Below are 25,148 nucleotides of genomic sequence, written 5' to 3'. Positions count from 1 at the left end.
GAGTTTTCCATTCTGCTTTAACTCTAACGACCGATATAGCCATCAACGAGGGACTCGGAGAGCGGCGCGGGCCGCTCCGTTTCGGTCGTGATGCTGATTGTCGTGCCGGTTTCCGCGGCTTTCCCGAAAGCCTCCATCACCTCCAGCACATGCAAAGCGAGGCTGCCGTTGGCTCGGTGCGGGCGGTTCGAGCGGATGGCGTGTGCCATATCGGCGGCGCCGAGCGAACGGTAATTGCCGTCGGCATAGGGCTCTATCGTCTCCCGAGGCTCGAACGCGCCGCCTTTCTTGAGAAACTCGATCTGTCCGCCGAAATGGTTCGGATCCGGCACGATCAGCGTGCCCTCCGTGCCATAGATCTCGAGCGGCACATGTTTGTGGCCGGCGACATCGAAACTCATGCCGATCTGCACCACCGCGCCGTTTTTAAACGCCATGACCCCCGTGACATGGGTGGGAACGTGAACGGGAATGCGCTCGCCATTGCGCGGCTGGCTGGTAATCACGCGCTCCTTGCGCGGTGCGACGGCAAAGCCTGCGACCTGGGCGACCGGCCCGAGGAGATTGACGAGATCGGTGATATAGTAAGGCCCCATGTCGAGCATCGGGCCGCCGCCGATCTCGTAATAGAAATCCGGGTTCGGATGCCATCGCTCATGGCCGGGACACATGAAGGTCGCGGTGCCGCCGACCGGCTGGCCAAGCGCGCCGGAATCGACGATGGCGCGCGCCGTCTGGTGCGAGCCGCCGAGGAAAGTGTCGGGCGCGGCGCCGATGCGCAAATCGCGGGCAGCGGCGAAGTCCGCGAGCTTCTTGCCTTCCGCGAAATTGATGCCGAGCGGCTTCTCCGAATAGGCGTGCTTGCCGGCTTCAAGCGCCTGCATCGCCACCGCCACATGGGCCTTTGGAACGGTGAGATTGACAACAAGCTCGATCGTTGGGTCGGCAAGGAGCTCGTTCGCTTCGCGGGCGGGCACGTTGAATTCCGCCGCGCGCTGGGCGGCTAGATCGCGGTTCAAATCGGCGATGCCGCGAATGTCGAGAATGGGAAAGGAAGCCATCGCCTTCAGATAGGCAGACGAAATATTGCCGCAGCCGATGATGCCTATGCCTAATTTTTCCATCAGTCTCCTCCAAACTGAAAGCAGTGAGAATTGGCGATGATCGCCCGTCAGAGAGCCGGGGCGGGGCCGGTCGTCCCCCAGGGGGACTCGTAGAGTTCGCATAGCGCCACGACGGCCGCTCCCTGCGCCCAGGTTTCGTCGGCGGATTCATCGAAGACGAGTTCCGCGACGGTCTGGATCGAGGAGGGAATGGCGCGCCGGTAAGCCTCGCGCAGGCTATCGAGAAAGACGGCGCCGAGCGACAGGCTCGAACCGACGATGATGACGCGCGGCGGGCCGAAAAGCGTGACGATATTGGCCACGGCCAGCCCCACCGCCTCCCCCGCGCTGGTGGCGGCGGCGATCAGCGTGTTGTCCTCCGCGGCGATCAGCGTCTGTGCCAGCGCCATGCCGCGTCCGAGCCGCATCGCCTCGGCAAGGCGTCCGCCGCCATCCGGCCGGTCGCCAAGGATGGCGCTTTCGCCGGCCAGGGCGGAAAGCCGTACGATATCCTTCGGTCCAATGCCGAGCACCAGATCGCCCAGATTGTGGCTGAGGCCACCCGCGCCGCGAAAGAGCTGACCGTGGTGCAGCACGCCGAGACCGAGCGTCTGCTCCAGCGAGACCAGCACCATATCGTCGAGATCGCGCGCCTTGCCGAACCAGTGATGGGCAAGCGCGATGGCATGCGCGTCGCTCTCTAGGATGGTCGGCACATTGAGCCTGCTCGTCATCTCGCTGGCGAAATCCACGTCCGTTTCCCGGAAGATCGGGCTTGACCGAACAATGCCGGTGCGATGCTCGACAACGCCGGGCAGGCCGATGCAGATGGAATCGACGTCGCCGAGCGAAAGCCCGGCATCGACCACGCAGCGCCGCACGCCGTCTTCGATCAGATCGGCGATGACAGCGATCGATTGGCGGTTGACGCGGATCGGCAATATGAGCTGCGACAGCACCTCACCGCAAAAATTGGTGACGACGAAGACCATGCTGTGAGCGGCGATCTTGGCGCCGACCACGCGCGCGGCATCGGGATTGAGCTCCAGCATCACACGCGGCCGACCGCGCGCGGCAGCATTACGCAGATCGCCTTCATGCCGCGTCAGGATCAGCCCGTCATCGAGCAGCGCGCCGGTGATCGCCGAAACGGTGGTCGTGGAAAGCTCCGAGCGTTCACTGATTTCCACACGCGAAATCGGCCCATGCCGGCGGATCGTATCCAGCACGTTGAAGCGATTGATCGCTCGCATGAGTTCGGGGTCGGCTGTCTTCATGATGTGGCAGGGGTACTCGCGTGATGGTCCAATACAGCCGACTCGGAATTTACGCCGGAATGCGAATTAAATAACCGGCAAGAGAGGGCATGTGTCAAGCCAACTGGCAGAAAATATGGAATTGGCGTTGACTTTCGCGAAGCTGTCAGTTGAATTAATCCGCATTGGGGAAAAATTGGTGAGGATGTTCCCCCGGGAGGAAACAGCAATGATCCATGGAAATGGGAAGGCGCCCCTTCGCGCCAGAAATTTGTCCGCCCTTGTCGCCGTGACCGGCATGACATTTCTCCTCGGCACTGGTGCGGCCGCGGCCCAGACGGTGGTAAAATGGCTTCATCTGGAAACCGTGCCGTCCTATGTGAAGGTCTGGGAGGAGATTGCCGCCAAATACGAGGCCGAGCATCCGGATGTCGATATTCAGCTGCAATTTCTGGAAAACGAGGCCTTCAAGGCCAAGTTGCCGACATTGCTCCAATCCGATGACGCGCCGGATTTCTTCTATTCGTGGGGCGGGGGCGTCTTGAAACAGCAGTCCGAAACCGGTGCGCTGATGGATCTGACCGAGGCGATGAGCGCCGATGACGGCGCCTGGGTGAAGAGCTACAACCCAGCGGCCGTGAAGGGTTTCACCTTCGATGACAAGATTTATGCGGTTCCCTACAAAATGGGAACCGTCAGCTTCTTCTATAACAAGGCGCTTTTCGACCAAGCCGGCGTGAAGGCCGAGGACATCAAGAGCTGGAACGATTTCCTCGATGCGGTGAAGAAGCTGAAGGCGGCGGGCATCACGCCGATCGCGGGCGGAGGCGGCGACAAGTGGCCGCTCCATTTCTACTGGAGCTATCTCGTCATGCGCAATGGCGGGCAGGAAGTGTTCGAGGCGGCCAAGAACAAGGAAGGAGAGGGGTTCCTTGACCCCACCATCATCAAGGCCGGCGAGCAGCTTGCTGAACTTGGCAAACTAGAGCCTTTCCAGGGCGGCTATCTCGGCGCGAACTGGCAGCAGACGCTTGGCGTCTTCGGCGATGGCAAGGCGGCCATGATTCTAAGTTTCGAAAACACCGAGGCGAACCAGCGCACCCATGCCGCCGACGGCAACGGCCTTGCACCGGAAATTCTGGGGCGCTTCGCCTTTCCAGTGGTCGAGGGCGGCAAAGGCAAGGCGACCGATACGCTGGGCGGCCTCAATGGTTGGGCCGTTACCAAGAAAGCGCCGCCGCAAGCGGTGGATTTCCTGCGCTACCTGACCAATCAGGAAAACGAGCGCATTCAAGCAGCTGCCGGAATGATTGTCCCTGCAGCCAAAGGCGCCGAAGACGGGATAAAGGATCCGCTGATGCGCGCTTCGGCTGACCAGCTTGCAGTCTCTACATGGCATCAGAACTATTTCGACCAGGATCTTGGCCCGGCGGTCGGCCGCGTGGTCAATGATGTCACCATCGAAATCCTCACCGGACAGATGTCGCCGGAGGAGGGCTCGCAGATGATCCAGGACGCGCTGGAGCTGGAATAGTACCGCAAACGCTGGCGGGACAGTAATCCCCCTCTGCCCTGCCGGGTATTTCCCCCACAAGGGGGAGATTAGCCTTCATCAACGCGTGGCGCCAATTGCAAACCTTGCTGAATGAAGGCGGAGAGTAATGTCAGCCAATCTCCCTCCCTTCTGGGGGGAGATAGCCGGCAGGCCAGAGGAGGGTGCCTCCAGTTCACGCAACGGAGACCACTAGCATGACCGACGCAACCGCCACGATGACGGCATCATCGGCCTCGGCACCCATGGCAAAAACCCGCTACAAAAGCCCGACGGTGAGAGGACGCCTGCCGGTCCTCCTCCTCTTCCTGCCGCCGGCGCTGCTTCTTTTCACCCTGTTCGTCATCCTGCCGATGGGAGAAGCCGCCTGGTATAGCCTCTATCGATGGAATGGCTACGGACCGCCCGAGAATTTTGTCGGTTTGCGCAATTTCGAGGTGCTGTTCAACAACGCGGCCTTTTCCACAGCGCTGATCAACAACGGTCTCATCATATTGGTATCGCTTTTTCTACAGATCCCGCTGGCGATCTGGCTTGCCATGATGCTGGCGCACCGGATCACCGGCGTTATCGCCTTCCGGCTGATCTTTTTCCTGCCCTATGTGCTTGCCGATGTCGCCGCCGGCCTCATCTGGCGCTTCGTCTATGACGGTGACTATGGGCTCTTTGCCGCGATCGCTGGTTTCTTCGGCGTCGCCACGCCTTACGTGCTGGCGGACAAGAGCCTCGCCATTTACGCCGTCCTCGCGGTGGTGATCTGGAAATATTTCGGCTTCCACATGATGCTCTTCATCGCCGGCCTGCAGGCGGTGGATAAAAACGTGCTGGAAGCGGCCGAGATCGACGGGGCGACGGGCTGGCAGAAGTTCCGCTATGTGACGTTGCCGCTGCTCGGCTCCACCGTACGCATTTCCGTCTTCTTCGCCATTATCGGCTCGCTGCAGCTCTTCGACCTGATCATGCCGCTCACCGGCGGCGGACCGCTGAACTCGACGCAGACCCTGGTTACCTTTCTCTACACCTATGGCGTGATGCGCATGCAGGTGGGCCTGGGCAGCGCGGTCGGCGTCGTCCTCTTCGTCATCTGCGTCACGCTCGCCTTCGGCTACAAACGGATTTTCATGCGCCATGACTGATCAAAGCACATCCATCCGCATGGGTGCGGGAACCCGCCTTTATCTCTATGTCTCGCTCACGCTCGTCGCGGCTCTGGTGCTCGTTCCGCTCCTTGCCACCGCGCTCGGCGGGTTCAAGTCTCTGGGCGAACTGCGCGTCAATCCCTTCGGCCTGCCGTCGAAATGGCTCTGGTCGAACTATCTCGATATTCTGTTCGGCGACCGCTACTGGCGGCAGATGGTCAATTCGCTGTTCATCGCCGTGATGACGGTGTTCCTGACCGTGGTCGTCTCGGCGATGGCGGCCTTCACGCTCGCGCACGTGAAATTCTTCGGCGCCAATCATCTCCTCAACTATTTCCTGATCGGGCTGATGTTTCCGGTGGCGACGGCCATCCTGCCGCTCTTCATCCGCATCCGCGATCTCGGTCTGCTCGATACCTATTGGGGGGTGATCCTGCCGCAGGTCGCCTTCGGTCTTGGCATGAGCATCCTGCTCTTCCGGAACTATTTCCGGAACCTGCCGGAGGAGCTGTTCCAGGCCGCATTCGTCGACGGTTGCGGCTATATCCGCTTCTTCTGGCATATCTCTTTGCCGCTCTCGCGGCCGATCATCGCCACGGTCAGCATCATCTCCTTCGTCAATAGCTGGAACAGCTATATCGTGCCGCTGATCATGCTGAACACGGAGACGAAATATCCCTGGCCGCTCGGCATCATGGTCTATCGCGGCGAGTTCGGCACGCAGTGGCAGCTCGTGCTCGCTTTCATCACGCTGACGATCCTTCCGACCGTCATCGTCTTCTTTCTGGCGCAGAAGCACATCATCGCGGGCCTGACGGCCGGTGCGGTGAAAGGTTGAGGAGCAGCACCATGGCATCCGTCGAACTCAAAGACATCCGCAAATCCTATGGAACGCTGGAGGTCGTCCACGGCGTCTCTCTATCGATCGAGGATGGCGAATTCATCGCGCTCGTTGGCCCTTCCGGCTGTGGAAAATCCACGCTCCTGCGCATGATCGCCGGGCTTGAGGAGATCACGGACGGCGAGGTGATGATCGGGGGCAGGGTGGTCAACCCGCTCACGCCGCGCGAGCGCAACATAGCCATGGTCTTCCAGTCCTATGCGCTCTATCCGCATATGAGCGTCGCCGAGAATATGGGCTTCAACCTGAAACTCTCCGGCGTCGCCAAGCCCGAGATCGAAAAGCGGGTAGGGGAGGCGGCGCGCATGCTGGCGCTGACGGATCTGCTGGACCGCAAGCCGAGCCAGCTCTCAGGCGGCCAGCGCCAGCGCGTCGCCATGGGGCGGGCCATTGTCCGCGACCCGGCGGTGTTCCTTTTCGACGAGCCGCTTTCCAATCTCGATGCCAAACTGCGCGTGCAGATGCGCACCGAGATCAAATCGCTGCACCAGAAGGTGGGCACCACTTCGATCTATGTCACTCATGACCAAATCGAGGCGATGACGCTCGCCGACCGCATCGTGGTTCTCAATCAGGGAAATATCGAGCAAGTGGGCACGCCGCTCGAACTCTACCGCCAGCCGGCCAATCTGTTCGTGGCGGGCTTCATCGGCTCCCCGGCGATGAATATTCTGGACGGCGTCGTGGATGCGGATAATGGCGAACCGGCTGTCCGGCTCGGCGACGGTTCGGCGATCCGGATCGCGCCTCAGAGAAAGGTCCGGCGCGGCCAGCCGGTGAAGATCGGCCTCAGGCCCGAGCATTTCGCGACGACCGGCACAGGCAGCATTGTCGCGGGCCGGACGCTGCTGGTGGAGCCGACCGGCGCCCAGACGCACGTGCTCTTTGAATTCGCCGGCACCCAGGTGACGGCGGTGGTCGATGGCGATCACCCGGCCCACTACGGCGCGCATTTCGAAGCCGTCGCCGATGGCGCGAAGGTCTATGTCTTCGACGGCGCGAGCGGAGTGGCGCTGTAGCCCGGTAAGCCCATCATCGCCTTATCGCCGACCATTGCGGGAAAACGCGAGGACCCTGCTATTCACGGCTGTGACGCCCCTGCAGTTTTCACAAAACCGCAATAGAGGGTTCATCCCGCTGACATAACCTGCCGCCAGATTGCCCGCCCAGAGCGAGGCTTCGAGGCGTAGGAACGTGCTGCCGATCGTGTCGTCCATTCGGAGGCGATTTGCAGCACGAGCAACGCGTAAGTCATGCTCATTCGTAATCATGCGCGAAGGGGCGCTTTTCAAACGTCTTGTCTGTGCCGGCTGGAGATCACTCCACATCGCGCCCATTCGCGGGCGTGCGGTCGTCAGGCAATGAACCAATGGAGAAACTCATGGCAATCTTCACCCGCCGCGGCGCATTGGGTCTCGCCGCAGGAAGTGCTGCTTCACTGATCCTGCCGCGCTTTGCGATTGCTCAGGGCGATTCACGCCCGTCGGTGACCATCGCGGTTCAGAAGATTTCCAACACCAACACGCTGGACGTGCTGCGCGAGCAGTCGAATGTCGGCGAACGCACATTCTTCACCCATCTGTGGGAAGGGCTGCTCAATCGGGACTGGCTCGGCAACCTTGGTTCCGTGCCGGGGCTTGCCACCGAGTGGAAGCGCATCGATGACAAGACCGTCGAACTGAAGTTGCGCCCAGGCGTCAAATTCCACAATGGCGACGAGATGACCGCCGAAGATGTGGCTTTCTCTTTTGGCCGCGAGAGGATGTTCGGAGATACCGAGCCGAGCGAGGGCAAGACGATCTTCGTCCGCGAGACCAATCCGGTCAATGGCCAGACCAAGGAACTGCCCGCGGAGGTTCCAGCCGTCGCCCGTCGTTCGTGGCCGTCGCTGCTTGGTGTCGAGATCGTCGACAAATATACGATCCGCTTCGTCAACGGCACGCCTGACGTGACAATGGAAGGCCGTATTGCCCGCTATGGCAGCCAGATCATGAGCCGCCGAGGCTGGGAAGAGGCGAAGAGCTATCTCGACTGGTCGCGCAAGCCGATCACCACCGGCCCCTACAAGGTCGTTGAATTCAAACCGGACAACTCGCTCGTGCTCGAGGCGCATGACGAATATTGGGACGGCCGGCCGCCTCTGAAATCCATCCGTTTCGTCGAAGTGCCGGAGGTCGCATCGCGCATCAACGGCCTATTGTCGGGCGAATATCAGTTCGCCTGCGATATCCCACCGGACCAGATCGAAAGCATCGAACAGAACAGCGCGTTCGAGGTGCAGGGCAGCACCATTCTCAATCACCGCCTTACGGTTTTCGACAAGAACCATGAGCAGCTCGCCAACCCGCTCGTTCGCCGTGCGATGACACATGCCATCGATCGTCAGGCCATTGTCGATTCCCTTTGGGCCGGGCGTACCCGCGTGCCTGCCGGTCTCCAGTGGGAATATTATGATGACATGTTCATCAAGGATTGGACGGTGCCGGAATATGATCCAGCGCTGGCCCGGCAGATGCTGAAGGACGCCGGCTATAAGGGCGATCCGATCCCCTATCGCCTGCTCAACAACTACTACATCAACCAGACGGCGACCGGTCAGATCCTTGTCGAGATGTGGAAGCAGGTCGGTCTCAACGTGCAGATCGAGATGAAGGAGAATTGGCAGCAGATTCTCGAAAAGACGCCGACCCGCGCGGTACGCGACTGGTCGAATTCGGCGCCTTTTAATGATCCAGTTTCCTCCATCGTCAATCAGCATGGTCCCAATGGACAGCAGCAGCAGGTCGGTGAATGGACGAATGAGGAAGCTAACCAGCTTGCCGTCGTGCTGGAAACGAGTACGGACCGGCAGAAGCGTCGCCAGGCTTTCAAACGCATGCTGGAAATCTGCGAGCGTGAGGATCCCGCCTATACTGTGCTGCACCAGAACGCCGTCTTCACTGCAAAGCCCAAGGCGATCAAGTGGAAGGCTGCGTCTGCTTTCGCCATGGATTTCCGCAAAGGGAACTGGAGCTGAAAACCGCGCGGAGAGATGCAATGGAAGATCACATGCCTCTGGTCGACATCAGGGATCTGAAAGTCGCCTTCGATGGTGTGCAGGTCCTTCATGGCGTTGATCTGACGATCGAAAAGGGCGAGGCCGTCGGCCTCGTCGGGGAATCCGGTTGTGGCAAATCCGTCACCTGGCTTGCCGCCCTCGGGCTTTTGCCGAAGAAAGCTACGATTTCGGGCCAGGTGATGCTGGGAAGGGACGATCTGGTTATCGCATCGCAGCGGCAGCTCGAAAGCGTTCGTGGCCGCCGCATCGCGATGATCTTCCAGGACCCGTCGAGTTCGCTCAATCCGGTGATCCGCGTGGGCCGGCAGATCGAAGAAGCGATTGGACTGCACCGTGGACTTACGGGGAAAGCGGCGCGTGCGGAAGCAAAAAGGCTTCTGGAACTCGTCGAAATTCCCGATGCGGGACGCAGGCTCGACAATTACCCGCATGAATTCTCGGGCGGCCAGAACCAGCGCGCCATGATCGCCATGGCGCTCGCCGGAAACCCGGATATTCTGATCGCCGATGAACCGACTACCGCGCTCGATGCCACCATCCAGGCGCAGATCCTCGATCTTCTGGCGAGGCTACGGGCCGAGGCGGGTATGGCTGTTGTGTTCATAAGCCATGATCTCGGCGCCGTATCCGAAATCTGCGAGCGGGTCTGCGTCATGTATGCCGGGCGCATCGTGGAGCGCTGTCCGACGGCCGCATTGTTTCGCTCGCCGCGTCACCCCTATACGCGCGGCCTGTTCGGGGCGATCCCCCGCCTCGATGCCGGCCGCGAACGCCTGAAACCGGTGGAGGGCACGGTACCGGAACCCGGCAAGATGCCGAGGGGCTGTGCTTTCTCGCCAAGGTGCGGCCGCGCCACGGAAAAATGCCGGACGTCGCTTCCGATCCTTTCCAGGCTTGAGGAGGACTGCGACGTTGCCTGCTTCCATCCCGTTCTGGAAGATGCGCCCCGACATTCATCCAGAAAATCCGCCGAGGCGCTTAGCATGCTGGAATTAATATGAATTCTACCCTTCTTGCTGCGGAAAACCTGGTCAAGACATATACATCGCGCCGGGGGCCGTTTTCGCCGGCCAGCACCGTGCGAGCAGTCGATGGTATTTCGCTCTCGCTGGCCAGGGCGAAGACACTCGGTATTGTCGGGGAATCCGGATCGGGTAAGTCGACAACCGGTCGTCTCGTCCTGGGCCTGGAGCAGCCGACCGCGGGGAAAGTGTCCTTTGACGGAACAAGGATGCCTCGGGAAAAGACGGCGGAGTGGCGCGGTTTGCGTGCTCGGATGCAACTCGTCTATCAGGATCCGCTCGCCGCGCTCGACCGGCGTCTGACCATCGGCGTCCAGATTGGCGAGCCGCTTGAGATTCACGCCATCGGGACCGGCGAGGAACGAAAAGAGCGCGTGATTGCACTCCTGAAAGCGGTAGGGCTGCGTGCGGACCAGGCGGATCGCTATCCGCATGAACTCTCCGGTGGTCAGCGCCAGCGTGTTGTCATCGCTCGCGCCATTGCCTGTGAACCGGAATTGCTGGTGTGCGACGAGCCAGTATCGGCCCTCGATGTCTCTATCCAGGCACAGGTGGTCAACCTCTTGCGTGACCTGCAGGAGGAGCGCGGCATCGCCATGATCTTCATCAGCCATGATCTGAAGGTAGTGCGCAACATCAGCGACCGGGTTGCCGTGATGTATCTCGGGCGGATCGTCGAGGAAGCCTCCTCCGATGAAATTTTCCGCGAGCCGCTGCATCCCTATACGCAGGCGCTGGTTTCCAGCGTACCCGTTCCGGGAACGCCTCTGAAACAACGGATCATCCTGCAGGGAGAGCCGCCAAACCCCGCGGCGCGCCCGACCGGCTGTGCCTTTCACCCGCGCTGCCGCCATGGCAACGCCCGCTGCCGCGGTGAAACGCCCGAACTGCTGCCGATCGATCGAGACCACAGCGTTGCTTGCCATCTCGTGGCTTCTGACGCACCCGCCGGCCGGATGATGTGATGTTTGCGTTCCTGCTGACCCGGATATTCCGCGCCCTTCTCACCATCGTTCTGGTGGTGACATTCGCCTTCGTCGTCCTACGCATGTCGGGTGATCCCGCGCAGATCATCATGGGACCCGACGCGCCACCGGAAGCGATCGCCGCCTTCCGCAAGAACTGGGGCCTCGATGATCCGATCTGGCTGCAGTATCTGCATTATTTCGGCGCGATCCTGCAAGGCGATCTTGGCATATCCATGCGTGACGGCCAATCGGCCGTCGAACTGGTGGCGGAGCGCATTCCCGCAACCCTGCAACTGACCATACCGGCCCTCATCCTGAAACTCGCACTCGGCATTCCCGCTGGTATCTATGCGGCGTTGCACCGCAACAGCCTGATCGATCGCATGGTCATGGCGGGCGCGATCGCCGGCTTCACCATGCCGAGTTTCGTACTGGGGCTGATCCTCGTGCTGATCTTTTCCGTGACGCTGGGCTGGCTGCCCTCTGGCGGGCAGGACAGCTGGACGCATGCCGTTCTGCCGATCCTGACGATGAGCATCGGCGGCGCCGGTATTCTGGCGCGTTTTTCGCGCAGCGCCATGATCGAGGTTCTCGGTCAGCCCTATATCCGCACCGCCAGCGCCAAGGGTGTTGCCTGGGCGCGGGTGGTGCGCGGCCACGCCCTGCCGAATGCGGCCATCCCCGTCGTCACGATCGTCGGCTTCATGGTGGGCTCGCTTGTCGCTGGCGCCGTCGTGGTTGAATCGGTCTTTTCCTGGCCGGGCGTTGGCCGGCTGCTTGTCGTTTCCGTCGCCAATCGCGACCTGGCGATCGTCCAATGCATCATCCTCCTGATCGCGGCAACGATGGTGGTTTCCAATTTCGTGGTCGACATCCTCTACGGATTTCTCGATCCACGCCTGCGCAGCAATCAGGCGAAAGCCTGAGGAGGGATGGGAATGACAGACGCGCCGCTCGCATCCATCACGGCCACGGCAGAGAGAAAACGTGGTGCAAGGCTGCCCGTTATGGTCGGTATCGCGATCTTCTGGATCGCAGTAATGATTGTCATTGCTCTTACCGCGGATTTCATCCGGCCCTATGGCATCACCGCCTTCGACCTGAAGAACAGGCTTGCGCTACCGGGCAACGCCGCGCACTGGCTTGGCACGGATGAACTCGGCCGCGACGTGCTTTCCCGGCTCATCGAATCCATCCGGATTTCTCTGCTGATCGCCTTCGGATCAACATTGATTTCGGCTTTTCTCGGCACGTCTCTCGGCTTCCTGGCCTCCCACTTCCGCGGCATCGTCGAACAGGGCGTGCTGATGCTGGCCGATTTTCAGGCAGCGCTGCCTTTCCTGATCCTGTCGCTCGCCGTGCTTGCGTTCTTCGGCAACTCGCTCTTGCTTCTCACCTGCCTGATGGGCTTTTACGGATGGGAACGCTACGCCCGCATCGCCCGAGGGCTGGCGATCTCGGCAAGCGCCCAGGGCTATGCCGCCGCCGTCAGCCAACTCGGCGCCAAACCATCGCGCATCTATATCAGGCATATCCTGCCCAATATCGCCTCGACGCTGATCGTCTCCATGACGCTGACCTTTCCCGAGATCATCCTGCTTGAGAGCAGCCTTTCCTTCCTCGGCCTCGGCGTCCAGCCCCCGATGACCAGCCTTGGGAACATGGTGGGCTATGGCCGCGAATATCTGACAACCGCGCCGTGGATCATGCTCGCTCCGGCGCTTGTCATCATGTTCACGACACTGTCGATCAGCATTCTCGGCGACTGGTTGCGCGACCAGCTCGACCCGACGATCCGCTGACGGCGCTTGCCAATACCAACCCAATGAGGACCGACGCATGACGCTGATCACCGGGCATCGCGGCGCCCGCAATCTCTGGCCGGAAAACTCACTTTCAGGCTTTCGCAAGACCGCCGAGCTCGGCATAGACGCGGTCGAGTTCGACATTCACCTGACCAACCATGGAGAGATCGCCGTCCTGCATGATGCGACGCTTGACCGTACGACATTCGGCAGCGGCGATGTGGCGGCACTTACACCTGAAGCCCGCCGCAACACCATTCTTCGCGAAAGCTGCGACGAGCACGTGCCGGTGCTCGAGGAAGTGCTTGATATCTTCAAGCCCACCGGCATGGAATTGCATGTAGAGCTGAAAAACACGCTCACGGGCGATCTCTATGGCGGGTTGGCCGAGAGGGCGATCGCCGCGATACGCGATGCTGGAATGGAGGAGCGCTGCATCCTCACAGGCTTCACGCCGGAAGCGCTCGAGGAGGTCCGCGACATCGCGCCCGGCATGCGCCGCCTGGCCTCGATGAATACGGGATCGGCCGTTATCATGGGAGGGCTTGAGCCGGCGCTTCGCCGGCTTTCGGCTGTAGCCGATATCATCGCCATCGAAAAATCCCTGCTTCACACCGCATGGGACCGGATCACCGCGATGCTGCCGCCAGATCTGCTTTGCGTTTGGGTGCCGAACACCGAACCCGACATCGCCTTTTGGATGAACAAGGGATTGCGACAACTGACCTCGGATCGGCCGGATCTGGCCCTGGAATTGCGCGGCAAAAGCTCGGCGCATCCTTGATGCGCGGAATAAGGAGTTGGTTTGCGCAACAGGCGAAGGCCGTCAAGAGAGGTTACACTCGAGTAACAGCAAAACGCGGTTAGAGCTTTGGGCTTGTCCACCGGTGCCAGAGACCAAGCTTGCCGGCTCCCAACCAATATGATGAAGAACTCGTCATCCGGTACTGGCAATCGCTATCGATATGCAACCTTATTCGATTTGTGATAGTCGGAAAATCGTGTGGTAGGTTTACAGAAGTGAACAACATTAGGCGTCAGATGAATGTGCGTACGTGCGATCGAAACGATAATGAACAGGACCTTGCTGTGACGGACTTCAACGCTGTGACCGTTCACCTTCATTCGGAGAAAGTTACCGTGTTCCGACGGGAGGTGAATGGACAGAATTTCGACCTGGCGGTCACAAACGGTCGAACAAAGGTTTGGGCGGAGCGGTTTTTTGAGATAGAGCCAGAACTACTGAATTGGTTCACAAATCTCAACTCGGATGACGTGCTGTGGGACCTCGGGGCATCAATCGGTCACTTTGCAATTTATGCTTGTCTACTAACGCATTGCAAAGTCATTGCATTTGATCCAGATCCGCAAAACTTCAGCATTTTAAACCTCAATCAATTTCTCAACCGCGAACAGCTCAATGGGCGATTTACCGCCTTGAATTTCGGAATCGCGCCTGAAACGCGCATTGCCGATATGTCCATGAGGCTTTTCGGTGCGGGAGAGCATACAAAAAGGGTTCATGCTGTTGAAGGTGAGATTTTCAGGCAAAAGATAGCTCTGCTTAACGTGACCGATGTTACAGCATCACGGATCCCGCCTCCCACCGCTGTTAAGATCGACGTCGATGGTTCCGAGGAAATTGTTTTAGCCGCGCTAACAGGAATGTTTGCGGGGATCAATCGCGTGTTTATTGAGGTTCCTGCTAGCCGAATAGAGTATTTTTGTGAGTTCTTTCGTCATCATGGGCTAACTTTACTCGAGAACCACGATGTGGTTAGACTTTCCGGAGGCTACTATCCACAGATAAGGAATTTGGTTTTTGAGCGTGGTCGATGAACCAGACGCCCTCCGCGGGATTTCGATGAGGGAGTTCGTTGCGAAATTCCAAACAGATGGTTTTGTAATCGTTAAATTGCAAAGCCTGATCCAACAGACGACCGTTCTCCGGGAGCAGTTTGAGGCTAGCTTCCAGCGCAGGTTTACTGATGACGTCAACCGTAACAGGAATCTTTTAAAGCGTTTTGCTGAGCTGCCGGGAACGGCACGCCTATTTTTACATCCCGATATTGAAATTATGGTGCGCGAACTCGGTGTCGTGGAGCCGGTTTTTTGTGGTCCTATCGTGACACACTATACCAGCCATGATGTCACTGGAAACTCGTTTGGCTTGCCATTCCACCAGGACTGGCCAAGCATGGGATCGAGTCGGAACAGCATGGTAGTCTGGTTTAGCCTGACCGATGCAGGTGCAGATAGCCATTCATTGGTAGTCTTGCCTGGACGGCACATGGAAGGATTATTACCAGGCAGGCATACCGAGCGGGGATACGTCCTTGATCCTATAGATAAGGTTGGTGAAATATTGCAAATACGAGCGGGTGAAATGTTGATAATGTCCGCGTTTTTACCACACAAAACATTTGTCAATCCTCATTATGAAGGATGGAAGATGTCACTATCTCGACGGTTTGATGATCTTTCAAACCGCGAATGGGCCGACCGTGGATTTGCTAACGCGTATGGAACGAGTGTCGACAGAGAGCTCTACCGCTCATGGTAGCTTGAAAGCTGCATCGAATAGCATGTATCCGAGATAATATATTTGTCACGCCCCTTGCCAATCGCTTGCCCAGCAACTGCTGCCGCAGTTTCTTTGCGTTATCCCGGCAATTTGTTGGAGCCACGGCGTAATATTTGATTTCGTTATTGCGGGATTTGGCTATTGTCAGTGAAATTTACTTAATCGAGACAAAATCAAGTAACCTATCGCAGCTTGAAATTTCTTAATTGGAAGGCGTAGTCAGCAGGATCTGTCCAGGCGATCAAGTCCAGGATCGAAAGGCCAGGCTCAAATTCGCGTACACCATGCTGGGGGTATGGCGCTAGGATGCCTTCCAGAAAATTGAGTTGCAGGCCTTTGGCCGCGAATACATCGTGATTATAGAGCGAAACCCCGCCTATGGGATTCACATAGCGGTTGGCGCCGACGCGGCGGCATACTTCAATAATCCGATTAGCACCATGAATATTGTCTGGGATAAGAAGCTTGGATGTCCGCTGAATTGCGGTTTCGATGCCTAGCTGGCGGAATATCTCTCCAAGTGTCATCTCTGAGAAATCAAGAAAATAATGCCATTGCTTCGCGGCCAAGGCATCGAAGATGGCTTGTATGATTTCAAGATAAGGTGCGCGGGCGTAGGCGTTCGACAGGTTTTTCTTTAGGCCCTCGATACTGCTGGCGAAGTTCTCGGGCAGTTTTTTATCCAGAATGAGATCACCCTGGTGACCCTTGCTGATTGGAAGTGTAAAAAGCTGTCGCTGCCCATTGTTCAGAATATAGTTCCGATTCATCCAGCCGCGACGGATGTATTGCACATCATCAAAAACCCAGAACTCGTCAACCGCACCTGCCAACTGGAAATAAGGAAGGTAAGGAAAGACATATGGCTGAATAATGCAAATTGTCTTCATGCCTTACCCACAAAGGCTCGCCAAGGCAGCGACCAGAACACGATCTGGCACATCAACCATCTGGCCGTGACTGGGCACATTCACCACATGATCATAGAGGCGCCGGGCTATAACATTCGAGGTCGGACCCGGCCGATAATATTTCAGCACCGGGATTGGCAAGGCTTGCACTTCTGCAAGGGGGACAGGTCGTTGCGAACGGAAAGCAATCTGGCCTGGCACAGCACGGCGCGGCAGACTGTCGATGAGCGGAACAAGCCCGGCGTCACGACCAAGTTCGAAGATGCGCTCCGCCTGCTCACGATAGGCGGGAGACCACGTTTCGTGATCCTGCACTCTTAGCGTGATCTGAGCCGCGGCCATCTCGCTCATCTTGCCATTGGTGCAGGTGTCGAGCTGGTCCAGATACTGGCCATCACCAACACCGAAATTGATGGCCGCCCGGCAGGTTGTCAGCAGGGAAGCCGGCAGGAATACCGCACCTCCTTCGCCCATGCCCCATGGCTTGGTATGATGTAGGCTGATGGTTTCTGCCCAGAGAAGTCTTTCGTACGCCGCCACGTTTTCGTGATATGGCGCGAGCGCACGGAAACCGGCCGCGTTGTCGATCATCAGGGCTTTGCCATTTATTTGGCAGAAATCGAATACCGCATCGAAGTTCTCATGTAGGCCAAAGACATTTGTCGCCAGTACCGCGTCATAGGATGATGGGTCGAGTCGTCTCAAATTGTCGATGGAAATGAACCCATCTTCACGGCATTCAACCAATGTATGCCCTGTCAGCGGACCGATAAAGTTGGTCATAAAGCCAAAATCACTGACCGCCCAGCGCAGCCGTTTTCCTATCTGGTTCACGAAGCAGGTCATGACCGCATGCAAGGCCACCGTACCATTGGACGTACAGCAGGTAGCGCGCGTCTGGCCGATCCCGTTCAGACTGGAAAGCCTATTTTCGAGCGCCAGCGAGACAGGGCCAAAATTGGTATGGTGGTTGGCGGCGATAGCCGGTTCCAAAGCAGCAGCCAGCGCCATCATCGAAAATGTCTTGTCCTCGACAAAAGCGAGCCTTGGCTTCGGGTCCATCGGTCCTGAAACAATCGTCAAGCCACGGTGCCTTCCATGAGGGTTGCATAGCCAATGCCGGTTTGGCCAAAATCCGAGCCATTGTAAAATATGTACGTATTACCCGCATTTTCATAGACCGCCGGATAGCACTCCATGGATTCGTCGAAATCGTCGGTTTGCGGCGGCGCGGCGAAGGCGGGCTCTTCGGTGAGACGTTTCCACGATCGCCCGTCCAGCGATACCGCACGGCCAATCCGGTATGCATTGGCACCATGACCGCGATAATTGGCAATGCCGCGATGACAAAACCACATGTGGTAGCCATCGGCACGCTTCAGCACTGTAGCGCGGGCCACGCCGCCTTCGTCATCGGAGGCATAGTCCACAGCGATACTGCCATCCTGCTTCCAAATAATGCCGTCTTCCGACCAAGCCTGTTTCAAGTGATACCGTGGCTCTGGCTTGCCGTTAACCACCCGCCAGCCAGTGGCGCTCATGTACCACATGACCCATTGGCCATCGATTCGGCCGAGTTCACCAGTTCCGCAGAAATAGGGTTCAAATGGACCGGCCCCGAGAATCGGCCCAGGCAGGAAGCGCTCGAAGGTCTCACCGCCATCTTGACTACGGGCGACACCGATCGCGTTGTGATAGGGCACGTCGGCGCGCACGGTCCAACCGATATAATACATCCACAATTCACCGTCCCGGTCGACAGTAGCCGTCGGCATCACTCCGCTTGCATCAAACGCACCAAGCACTCCAGGTGTCAGGCATGGGCGGGTTGCTACACGCTTGACCGTGAAAGGTGGCTCCGGTTCGACATCCACCCAGAAGACATTGCTTTGATTACGCATGTCGCGGCTGCAGAAAAAAATGCGGAGCGTGGCCCGATTCAACCGGTATGGCGTCGGCATCTGGCAGTGGCTGGACCAACCGTCCCCCAGCAGACCAGGTCTGACGATCAAGCCCCGGCGCTCCAATAGAGGGGTGTTCCGCATTACGGTCTCATATCCTTCGTAATTTGTCGCTGGTCAGGCGAGATACCTCGGATTTCTCACCGGGCACGACCGCGCGGTCGGGCAAATCGGACAGCACGATGGCACCCGCGCCGATGACGCATGCATGCCCGATTTTCACGTTGTCGCGGATTGTGGCGTTTACGCCGATGAAGCAGCGCATGCCAATCTCGACGCCTCCCGACACCACGACATGGGAGGCGATGAAAGTATGATCGAGGATATGTGTATGGTGACCAATGTGGTTGCCGCTCCACAGAATACAGTTGTCGCCGATGGTGACATGTGGCTGTATTACATTAGCCTCCATGATGAAGGTATTCCGGCCGACGGGTGTGTCGTAGTAATGGGCCTTGGGATGGATAAAGCTGATGAAGTCATAGCCTCGATCAAGCCCCTCATTGAATTTATTCACGCGATGCTGGTTCACGCCTTTGTAACTTATGGGCGCGAAAAGCGAGACTTGGCTTGGGGAAAAGGAACTTTCCAACCCCTCCCAGGCAACGACAGGAAGTCCGTCCTTAAGGGGCTCCCTCAGATATTCCTGATTGACCGCGAAGGCGACAACCTTGTGGCTTCCCTCCCAGTCCAGGTAGAATTTAGCCACTTCGGCCATCTGGCCCGTTCCAAAGATTACAACATTAGCCATCTGCTCATCAATTAATCCATGAAATCAAAATTATAGCCCATTTCAATATAGGCCGCGCGCAGACCAAAGTGATCAAGAAAACGGCTGAAGGCTTCCTGCTGCCAGTCTTCCAAATCCCGCCATCGTTCGACGCTGCTGGGGCGAGCCGAATGATGATGTGTGTTGATCCGGCCCATTGAGGAGACCTTTCGCAGATAGGCCGGTGTCGCCAGTCCGGTTTCGCCGGTCAGTCGTTCGATCAATTCGGCCAAAGTCTCTGGTGAGCGTGTCACCTCCTCCATTTTTACTGCACCCCGGTAATCCCAGGACGTATTCGCAGGGGGCTGCTGAATTCTATCCCGCGCTTTCAGATCGAGCTGCAGACTGCCGAGGACAACACAGGCACCGAAAAAGCAAACCTGGTCGAAGTCGCCGGGTCGCTTGTCATGGCGTGCACAGACGTCCTCGATGATGTCCAAACCGTGATCGGCAATCTTGCGAAGGGTCCAAGCAAATTCGTTTAGATCGATTGGAAACAAGTCCTTGAATTGGCCGTAGCCGGAGACCACCAGATCAAGCGGGTGGCGGACCAGATTGACCACTGGGAAGGCGGTATCCGGAGGACCGAAGCATTCGCTTTGCACCGGAAGATCACGAAGCCGATACGTATGGACCGAGCCTATGAAGGGGGCGGGATGGCTTGCCGCGATTTCGGCATAAACATCCGAAATTGGCTTGGTTTGACGTTGAATATACCCCTTCCGCAGCACTGGGATATTTTCCCTCAGGCCGTCGCCGTCAAAAATGGCGGGATCGTCGGCGACGATGGCCGCGCTGCTATGCGCACAGGAAATATCGTCATGGGCATTCAGCGCATAAGCAAGCCAGTTGCTTGCGCTCCAACCGTGGCAGGTTACGATGAATTTCTTGGCCTCGGTCCCATTTTTCACGGTGGTTGCCGTCATTCGTCTTCCATTATCAGCGCATCTTGAATAGCGGGTTTGCGGCTGCGTCAAAAGGGGTATTCTCCCCCAGTGATGCGTTGCAGAGCGCTCTGCACGATCCGGTCAGCGGCATCCAGTTCCAGTTTCATGAACCGGTAGAATGCGGTGTCGCTGCTGCTTAATTCATTACGCTTGTAGCTGCGTTCGCGCAGATAATGAAGCACCCGGATATCACCAGCTTCATATTTGTGCAAATCAAGCGCCCGCGCGTCATTTGGGAAGTTGTAGCGCATGGGAAGGGCGGCTGGCTTCCATCCGAGTTCATGCTGCGTCAACGTTAACGACACCTGGCCCACAAATTGCGGATATTTTGTCATATGTCCGGCCACGCGAGCCCGCATATCTATATATCGTCTTGAGAACTCCTTGAGCGCATCCGCCCGGAACGCAAGAAAACCGTGATTGAGATAGAATGGCGCCAGAGGCCGATCCTGCCCCTGCACTAGGTTGGGATCAACTAGCGTATAGGGATGAAGCAAGGTAACCGATGAGCCTATGATCCGCTTCGACAGGTCGCGCCAATCCTGGTTGGGATCCTGGAAATCCGGAGGCGGAAAATGGGCGATCACACCCGCGACAGGCGTTCCAAGAGCCAGTTGCCGTAGGACATCATCAATACCGCCAAGTAGAAGCGTATCGGCGTCACAGAGGATCACGACATCGAGATCCGGTTCATTGATGCGGAACCGGTCCATCGCCTGGGTGGCATAAGCCGGCTTTTGATCGGGAGCGGGTTTGATGAAGCGTAGTTCGACATTTTTCAGATGCGGCCGCCAGCGGAGCGGAACCACAGTCGCCTCGCCGCCGCGTAAGTGGGCGATGACGCGCGCGTCGCGAAGCGGCTGGGACATCTGGCGAAGCGCGAGGTCGAACAGAGCAATCTGCGAGAGAAAGCCGTCTTCGGGTTCGCCGGGAATCGAGAAAGCGATCCGCGTTCCGACAGCCGGCGCGCTTTCCTTATGTTTTGTTGCGTCCTTTACTCGTGCTGGAATGATGCCTTTCAGCTTAGAGAACATTCATCATCCTTACTGGTAGGTCAGCCGGCCCGCTCGGTAGTCGCCGTAAGTCTCACATCTCATTCTGTTCCAGGGTCTATCCTGAATGACAATCCATCTTCCAGATATCGAAAGGATAGAAGCGATTCTCTTTGTTTTGTCACCCGAGAAAAGCAAGGAAATGGCCGAGATGAATGTCAGCGGCGTGGCCCATCGGCCCTGGGTCTTCATCAGACGGTGCGTATAGGAGCAGGTTTATTTTGCTCTCCGCATGCAAGCGGTCATTCATTCTCCGCTTCAAAGAGTAGCAACCTTAGCTCAGCACCCACGAAACCGGCGGTAGGCAAGCGCAAGTGCTCTGACCGCCACCGGTCTCTGATGGGGTATCGCGCGCGGTAATGCGATTACACGTGATCTCCGCTGGCGGAGTGCCAGATCATGATAGCGCTACATGCCTGACCCGCATTCCTGTAACCGATATCCGACATCTAATATACTTCATTGTATTAAAATAAAAATTTCCTTATTAATGGGAAAAACTTGCCGCATGAAGCTTGATATGACACGTTTACTTAAAGATAAACAAAACTATATTTCACAAAGTGCTGTGATCTGTAGGTATATAGTGAATAACGTTGTGTAGGAGGAGGAGTCTGTAGGCAACAAAATAATTCTATATATGGGGAATATTGCGGTCGGAAAATATAATAAAAAATATAACGATGTATTCCAGACCTGTGGGCTCTTTATCCTGATTCCCTGAAGATGTTCGGGCCGCGGATCTTCCGCGACCACGACGATCCGTCAACTTTATGCCGGTCAGAGCAGATTACGATTCTGGCTGTTGGATGATCTTGTGCTGCCTTACCCGCCAGCCTCGCCGTGACGTTTGTTTGCTACGCGATTGGGTTCGAGGGCAGCCATACCGGGTGATTGAGAACAATAAATAGGAGATCAAGATTATGGCAGACCTATACGATGCAAAATGGGAGACCATAGCAACGGTTGCTCCCGTCGGCGTGGAATATCCAGTTGTGGTTAGTGTCGCGACCCTTCCGCCGGATCCCAACGATCGATATGTCATCTTTACCCCTACAAAAGGAACCATGGAACCAAAGGTACCCATTGATGCATCCACCTTGCAGGCGACTGGAAAGATCACTGTCGCGGATGCGGAGAAGGGCTCCGTCAGCATTAAAGCGCAAGTGGCATCAGACACGCCAATCACGAAGCCGATAACCTTTCAGGAGTGGGACGATCCCAACGACCCTACCAAAACGTCGACGCTTACGCCTATTTCCGCTGCTGTCGTGGGGCCCATAGTTGATCAAAATAACGTGCCTCCCGATCATTTTGATGATGCACACACCATCCTATTGACGATTCAGCTGACCGATTATCAGGGAAATGGCATTGTCGGCGCCGAAGTTCAATGGGACTATACGCCCGCTGTACCAGGACCCAGCTTCCGCAGCACGACCATGGTGGGGCAGGATTATCCCGCCGCCCCGGGCGTCCGACAAGCCCTATGGTATCCCATTAGAACCACAACGGACGGTAAGGCAACCCTAAGGCTCGCTTCAACGCAAACCTGGAAGGTCACCGCAAGCGCCACCGTCCCTGGCGCGGAGAAGCAAACCTACGCGGTTCGCAGCCAACCCGTCGTTATTGCCAGTATAACCGACACTACTCCGGAAGAGATGCGGCAAGCAGTTACAACCGACGCTGTGAATGGGGTGCTGGATGTGACCGGCGGCAATACGTTTGCGCTGCACTTGCCTGATCCCAGTACGGCGATTGCGCAGTCGACCTGGGGAACACCGGATTATACGACCTTCCTTGTCCTCCAAGGTCAGGGTGAACATCTGCTATTTTCGGATATAAACGCACCGGATCTGCCCGAAAACGATTGGGAACCAACCGGTATTCTCTATAATGGGACCGACAACGAACAGCTTCATAACACGCCGGTACTTTACGCCCAGACAGATAGGCCTAAACCCTATATTTATAGATCAAGTCGTCAATCGTTCGGCACAAGCGGCGAAATTGCTAATATGCCGCCTGCCAACGATCCTCCGAAAATCAATCGTCGGTCGGATATTTCCAGTGCTTTGGTGGGGGTGACCGACTGGACCGTACGCCCAGGCTCATGGATTTCAGGAGACGACTTGTTGAATTGGAAGCTGGGCGGGCTCCCGGTTGTGGTGAAGAGCGAGATGCCGAGCGACGTCCTCGATAGCAAATGGTATTTGTTCTTTGCTCTCTATCCCAATGGCGTTGACAAATCTGGCTATCAGGCCTGGCCGGATCCGCAGGGGGATGTGAATAAGTTTTTAAAGGTCGGAACTGGCAATTCGCCCTATTCCGCGGTGATCCCCTCTGGATTTCTTAGCGGATATGGGGCGGATATGAACGGCAGGGGATCCGAGTCCTATCTCGACCTTTATATTACGCCTCTCAATAAGTATCAGGACACTCCGACAAACCGGGCCTCGTGGTTCTTCGCCGGCAGTTATCTCACCTACAAATTGAACACGTAAGGGCCATTCAGCGGCAGCGCTTCCGGAGCAGGATACGCTGTCGCTGAGCATTCCATTTTCAATACAGGGAGTTAGAAAAATGGCGAACAATGACGATATCAAATACATAATTAGCGCAGTCACATCGCCCACGCAAAACGCGGAAACATTTGGTGATGGTGATGAGACACAACCGCCGCCGGCCGAAACCGTCATCCAGCTGACTGCGTCAGTCGTTGATAGCCAAGGTAATGCTGCGCCTGAAGGGATCGATGTATATTGGCAGGCCGACATTATAGGTAACAGGGTCCTGTACTGGGTACCCGATAGCAAAGGCAATGGAATTCCTCCGGCAGCGCGTGATTTGGGCCATTCGACCACGGATGCCAATGGCTTTGCGTCCATTCTCGCGGCCGGACGATATACGACGATAACGACGATAACCGCCTATCCGCAGACACCTCCACCGCCCCCGAGCGAGGTCGTCGAACGGGAGAATAATGTTGGGCTTGGTGTCTTCAATTATCAGCCAGTTGCATTCGTAACCTTCAACGATAACGGAACCCTAAATCAGCCCAAAATACCGAAAGACAACAACAAACTCGATGTACCGGATCTCGACGGCAGTGAGGAACAGCCAGCTAAGCAATACAGCCAGATGTCGGCTAGCGTACCTATGGCTTTTTCGGGAAAGCAACCGCCAACTACAAATAGTTATTATATTATATGGACGCTTTCAGGGAGTGATACAAACAAACGAGGACGGCTGATTCAGCCAATAAAGTCCTGGGACGGTAATTCGCTGGAGGTTGACTTCCCATTTGGATATCTTTCGCCAAAGAATAATAGCATAGCGTATATGATTTTTGGCGAGTCGAAAGGCTATTATTCGCAGGTGAATTCATTTGATTTCGATGGCGTGCCGTTGGCCAGACCGGATGATCTGCCTGATACGCTACCTTCGGATTCTTCCTTATTGCCCGTTATGCTCGATACAGGGGTTGATAACGCGGATTCAGACAAGAGACATTACATCGTCCCAATCCCGAACCGCGCACTTACCTATGATGATTTGGATTCAGCAGCCCTCGTGCTGCGGCTCGCCATCCCGGCACCCCAGTTGAATGGCAAGGATAACTACAGAGATAATGATATCATACGAGTAACGGCCTGGTTAAATGGCTGGTTGCCGGATGGTGACACGGAAACCATGCAAACAAGAATATTGAATTTTAATGCAAAGACGGGAGAACAGTTCGTAAAGAATTACGGAACCGATGGTAAAACCTATTTGCCTATTACAATTCCGTACTCAAAAGTATTAGAAAATTTTTGTGGAAGTAATGCGGGTTACCCGGGATATATGTGGATTATGTACACATATAATGGAACGAACTCCCTGCAGCCGCGGATGAATGGACTATACCCGGTGCGGATTGATTTCACGCCTGACTCATGAGGCAGTAAGCCGAACTGCGCATCCGTGATCAGGCGCATGCGAACAATACGCGGAGTATAACGCGGAAAATAACCAATAGTGGCGCTAATGCCGCGCCACTACATCCGCTGATCGTGCGAATGACGTTTCCTGGGAGCACCGGGCGGATGTCTGACGCCCTTACTCCGGAGGGAGAATG

22 protein-coding genes are annotated in these 25,148 nt (G+C 56.9%); 14 read left to right on the top strand and 8 right to left on the bottom strand.

The window, feature by feature from the left end:
• Positions 1-23: 23 nt before the first annotated feature.
• Entirely contained in the window at positions 24-1,124 is a 1,101-nt protein-coding gene (locus tag ATN84_RS22720) for a Gfo/Idh/MocA family protein (RefSeq protein WP_068884797.1), read from the bottom strand.
• A 47-nt stretch (positions 1,125-1,171) separates the two neighbouring features.
• Positions 1,172-2,380, bottom strand: coding sequence for an ROK family transcriptional regulator (locus ATN84_RS22715; RefSeq protein WP_068884796.1), 1,209 nt, complete (start codon positions 2,378-2,380; stop codon positions 1,172-1,174).
• 208 nt (positions 2,381-2,588) lie between these two features.
• On the opposite strand from ATN84_RS22715, the gene ATN84_RS22710 reads away from it, so the two are divergent.
• The 12 genes from ATN84_RS22710 to ATN84_RS22655 all read left to right on the top strand — a co-directional run bounded on the left by ATN84_RS22710 (position 2,589) and on the right by ATN84_RS22655 (position 15,367).
• The gene (locus ATN84_RS22710; protein ID WP_068884795.1) at positions 2,589-3,893 is read left to right on the top strand and encodes an ABC transporter substrate-binding protein; all 1,305 of its coding nucleotides are present in this window, start codon (positions 2,589-2,591) and stop codon (positions 3,891-3,893) included.
• A 215-nt stretch (positions 3,894-4,108) separates the two neighbouring features.
• The gene (locus ATN84_RS22705; RefSeq protein ID WP_082766447.1) at positions 4,109-5,047 is read left to right on the top strand and encodes a carbohydrate ABC transporter permease; all 939 of its coding nucleotides are present in this window, start codon (positions 4,109-4,111) and stop codon (positions 5,045-5,047) included.
• The gene (locus ATN84_RS22700; protein WP_068884794.1) at positions 5,040-5,888 is read left to right on the top strand and encodes a carbohydrate ABC transporter permease; all 849 of its coding nucleotides are present in this window, start codon (positions 5,040-5,042) and stop codon (positions 5,886-5,888) included. The genes ATN84_RS22705 and ATN84_RS22700 overlap by 8 nt, the downstream gene beginning before the upstream one ends.
• Before the next feature lie 11 nt (positions 5,889-5,899).
• Positions 5,900-6,970: an ABC transporter ATP-binding protein gene (locus ATN84_RS22695; RefSeq protein ID WP_068884793.1), complete on the top strand. Its 1,071-nt coding sequence runs from the start codon at positions 5,900-5,902 to the stop codon at positions 6,968-6,970.
• Positions 6,971-7,332: 362 nt separating this feature from the next.
• Entirely contained in the window at positions 7,333-8,967 is a 1,635-nt protein-coding gene (locus tag ATN84_RS22690; RefSeq protein ID WP_068884792.1) for an ABC transporter substrate-binding protein, read from the top strand.
• Between the two features lie 32 nt (positions 8,968-8,999).
• Positions 9,000-10,010: an ABC transporter ATP-binding protein gene (locus ATN84_RS22685; RefSeq protein WP_153020365.1), complete on the top strand. Its 1,011-nt coding sequence runs from the start codon at positions 9,000-9,002 to the stop codon at positions 10,008-10,010.
• Entirely contained in the window at positions 10,007-10,996 is a 990-nt protein-coding gene (locus tag ATN84_RS22680) for an ABC transporter ATP-binding protein (protein ID WP_068884790.1), read from the top strand. Before ATN84_RS22685 ends, ATN84_RS22680 begins: the two co-directional genes overlap by 4 nt.
• Positions 10,996-11,925 carry an ABC transporter permease gene (locus ATN84_RS22675; RefSeq protein WP_068884789.1) on the top strand — a complete coding sequence of 310 codons (930 nt, stop codon included), beginning with the start codon at positions 10,996-10,998 and terminating at the stop codon, positions 11,923-11,925. Before ATN84_RS22680 ends, ATN84_RS22675 begins: the two co-directional genes overlap by 1 nt.
• Positions 11,926-11,937: 12 nt before the next feature.
• A complete protein-coding gene (locus ATN84_RS22670; protein WP_068884788.1) occupies positions 11,938-12,801 on the top strand; it encodes an ABC transporter permease in 864 nt (287 codons plus the stop codon).
• Positions 12,802-12,838: 37 nt separating this feature from the next.
• On the top strand, positions 12,839-13,588 hold the full coding sequence (locus ATN84_RS22665; protein ID WP_068884787.1) for a glycerophosphodiester phosphodiesterase family protein: 750 nt from the start codon (positions 12,839-12,841) through the stop codon (positions 13,586-13,588).
• 305 nt (positions 13,589-13,893) lie between these two features.
• Positions 13,894-14,643 (top strand): FkbM family methyltransferase, encoded by a 750-nt coding sequence (locus ATN84_RS22660; RefSeq protein WP_161939615.1) that lies wholly within the window; start codon positions 13,894-13,896, stop codon positions 14,641-14,643.
• Positions 14,633-15,367: a phytanoyl-CoA dioxygenase family protein gene (locus ATN84_RS22655; RefSeq protein WP_244491193.1), complete on the top strand. Its 735-nt coding sequence runs from the start codon at positions 14,633-14,635 to the stop codon at positions 15,365-15,367. Before ATN84_RS22660 ends, ATN84_RS22655 begins: the two co-directional genes overlap by 11 nt.
• Positions 15,368-15,570: 203 nt before the next feature.
• Here ATN84_RS22655 and ATN84_RS22650 read toward each other — a convergent pair whose 3' ends face one another.
• Genes ATN84_RS22650 through ATN84_RS22625 form a run of 6 tightly spaced genes read right to left on the bottom strand, consistent with a single transcriptional unit; the run spans position 15,571 to position 21,010 of the window.
• Entirely contained in the window at positions 15,571-16,278 is a 708-nt protein-coding gene (locus ATN84_RS22650) for a WbqC family protein (protein ID WP_068884784.1), read from the bottom strand.
• 3 nt (positions 16,279-16,281) lie between these two features.
• Positions 16,282-17,382: a DegT/DnrJ/EryC1/StrS family aminotransferase gene (locus tag ATN84_RS22645; protein WP_153020354.1), complete on the bottom strand. Its 1,101-nt coding sequence runs from the start codon at positions 17,380-17,382 to the stop codon at positions 16,282-16,284.
• Entirely contained in the window at positions 17,379-18,311 is a 933-nt protein-coding gene (locus ATN84_RS22640) for a glycoside hydrolase family protein (RefSeq protein ID WP_153020353.1), read from the bottom strand. The genes ATN84_RS22645 and ATN84_RS22640 overlap by 4 nt, the downstream gene beginning before the upstream one ends.
• 40 nt (positions 18,312-18,351) lie before the next feature.
• Complete coding sequence (locus tag ATN84_RS22635) at positions 18,352-19,011, bottom strand: acetyltransferase (RefSeq protein ID WP_068884781.1); 660 nt, start codon at positions 19,009-19,011, stop codon at positions 18,352-18,354.
• 11 nt (positions 19,012-19,022) lie between these two features.
• On the bottom strand, positions 19,023-19,955 hold the full coding sequence (locus tag ATN84_RS22630) for a hypothetical protein (RefSeq protein ID WP_068884780.1): 933 nt from the start codon (positions 19,953-19,955) through the stop codon (positions 19,023-19,025).
• Positions 19,956-20,002: 47 nt separating this feature from the next.
• Complete coding sequence (locus ATN84_RS22625; protein WP_068884779.1) at positions 20,003-21,010, bottom strand: hypothetical protein; 1,008 nt, start codon at positions 21,008-21,010, stop codon at positions 20,003-20,005.
• 941 nt (positions 21,011-21,951) lie between these two features.
• Here ATN84_RS22625 and ATN84_RS22615 point away from each other — a divergent pair.
• Both ATN84_RS22615 and ATN84_RS22610 read left to right on the top strand, forming a co-directional pair.
• Positions 21,952-23,532: a hypothetical protein gene (locus ATN84_RS22615; protein WP_068884777.1), complete on the top strand. Its 1,581-nt coding sequence runs from the start codon at positions 21,952-21,954 to the stop codon at positions 23,530-23,532.
• A 79-nt stretch (positions 23,533-23,611) separates the two neighbouring features.
• Positions 23,612-24,970: an Ig-like domain-containing protein gene (locus ATN84_RS22610; protein WP_068884776.1), complete on the top strand. Its 1,359-nt coding sequence runs from the start codon at positions 23,612-23,614 to the stop codon at positions 24,968-24,970.
• Positions 24,971-25,148: the final 178 nt, after the last annotated feature.

Source organism: Paramesorhizobium deserti, assembly GCF_001558695.1.
GTDB lineage: Bacteria > Pseudomonadota > Alphaproteobacteria > Rhizobiales > Rhizobiaceae > Paramesorhizobium > Paramesorhizobium deserti.
Note: the sequence above shows the minus strand (reverse complement) of the source record. Positions and strands in the feature narration are given on the sequence as shown.

Bases quoted from the DNA above. Each gene is read 5' to 3' on its own strand.
- ATN84_RS22695 (WP_068884793.1), top strand. From the start codon at position 5,900: ATGGCATCCGTCGAACTCAAAGACATCCGCAAATCCTATGGAACGCTG.
- ATN84_RS22650 (WP_068884784.1), bottom strand. From the start codon at position 16,278: ATGAAGACAATTTGCATTATTCAGCCATATGTCTTTCCTTACCTTCCT.
- ATN84_RS22670 (WP_068884788.1), top strand. From the start codon at position 11,938: ATGACAGACGCGCCGCTCGCATCCATCACGGCCACGGCAGAGAGAAAA.
- ATN84_RS22630 (WP_068884780.1), bottom strand. From the start codon at position 19,955: ATGACGGCAACCACCGTGAAAAATGGGACCGAGGCCAAGAAATTCATC.
- ATN84_RS22615 (WP_068884777.1), top strand. From the start codon at position 21,952: ATGGCAGACCTATACGATGCAAAATGGGAGACCATAGCAACGGTTGCT.
- ATN84_RS22610 (WP_068884776.1), top strand. From the start codon at position 23,612: ATGGCGAACAATGACGATATCAAATACATAATTAGCGCAGTCACATCG.
- ATN84_RS22665 (WP_068884787.1), top strand. From the start codon at position 12,839: ATGACGCTGATCACCGGGCATCGCGGCGCCCGCAATCTCTGGCCGGAA.
- ATN84_RS22715 (WP_068884796.1), bottom strand. From the start codon at position 2,380: ATGAAGACAGCCGACCCCGAACTCATGCGAGCGATCAATCGCTTCAAC.
- ATN84_RS22690 (WP_068884792.1), top strand. From the start codon at position 7,333: ATGGCAATCTTCACCCGCCGCGGCGCATTGGGTCTCGCCGCAGGAAGT.
- ATN84_RS22720 (WP_068884797.1), bottom strand. From the start codon at position 1,124: ATGGAAAAATTAGGCATAGGCATCATCGGCTGCGGCAATATTTCGTCT.
- ATN84_RS22705 (WP_082766447.1), top strand. From the start codon at position 4,109: ATGACCGACGCAACCGCCACGATGACGGCATCATCGGCCTCGGCACCC.
- ATN84_RS22680 (WP_068884790.1), top strand. From the start codon at position 10,007: ATGAATTCTACCCTTCTTGCTGCGGAAAACCTGGTCAAGACATATACA.
- ATN84_RS22635 (WP_068884781.1), bottom strand. From the start codon at position 19,011: ATGGCTAATGTTGTAATCTTTGGAACGGGCCAGATGGCCGAAGTGGCT.
- ATN84_RS22710 (WP_068884795.1), top strand. From the start codon at position 2,589: ATGATCCATGGAAATGGGAAGGCGCCCCTTCGCGCCAGAAATTTGTCC.
- ATN84_RS22675 (WP_068884789.1), top strand. From the start codon at position 10,996: ATGTTTGCGTTCCTGCTGACCCGGATATTCCGCGCCCTTCTCACCATC.
- ATN84_RS22625 (WP_068884779.1), bottom strand. From the start codon at position 21,010: ATGTTCTCTAAGCTGAAAGGCATCATTCCAGCACGAGTAAAGGACGCA.
- ATN84_RS22685 (WP_153020365.1), top strand. From the start codon at position 9,000: ATGCCTCTGGTCGACATCAGGGATCTGAAAGTCGCCTTCGATGGTGTG.
- ATN84_RS22700 (WP_068884794.1), top strand. From the start codon at position 5,040: ATGACTGATCAAAGCACATCCATCCGCATGGGTGCGGGAACCCGCCTT.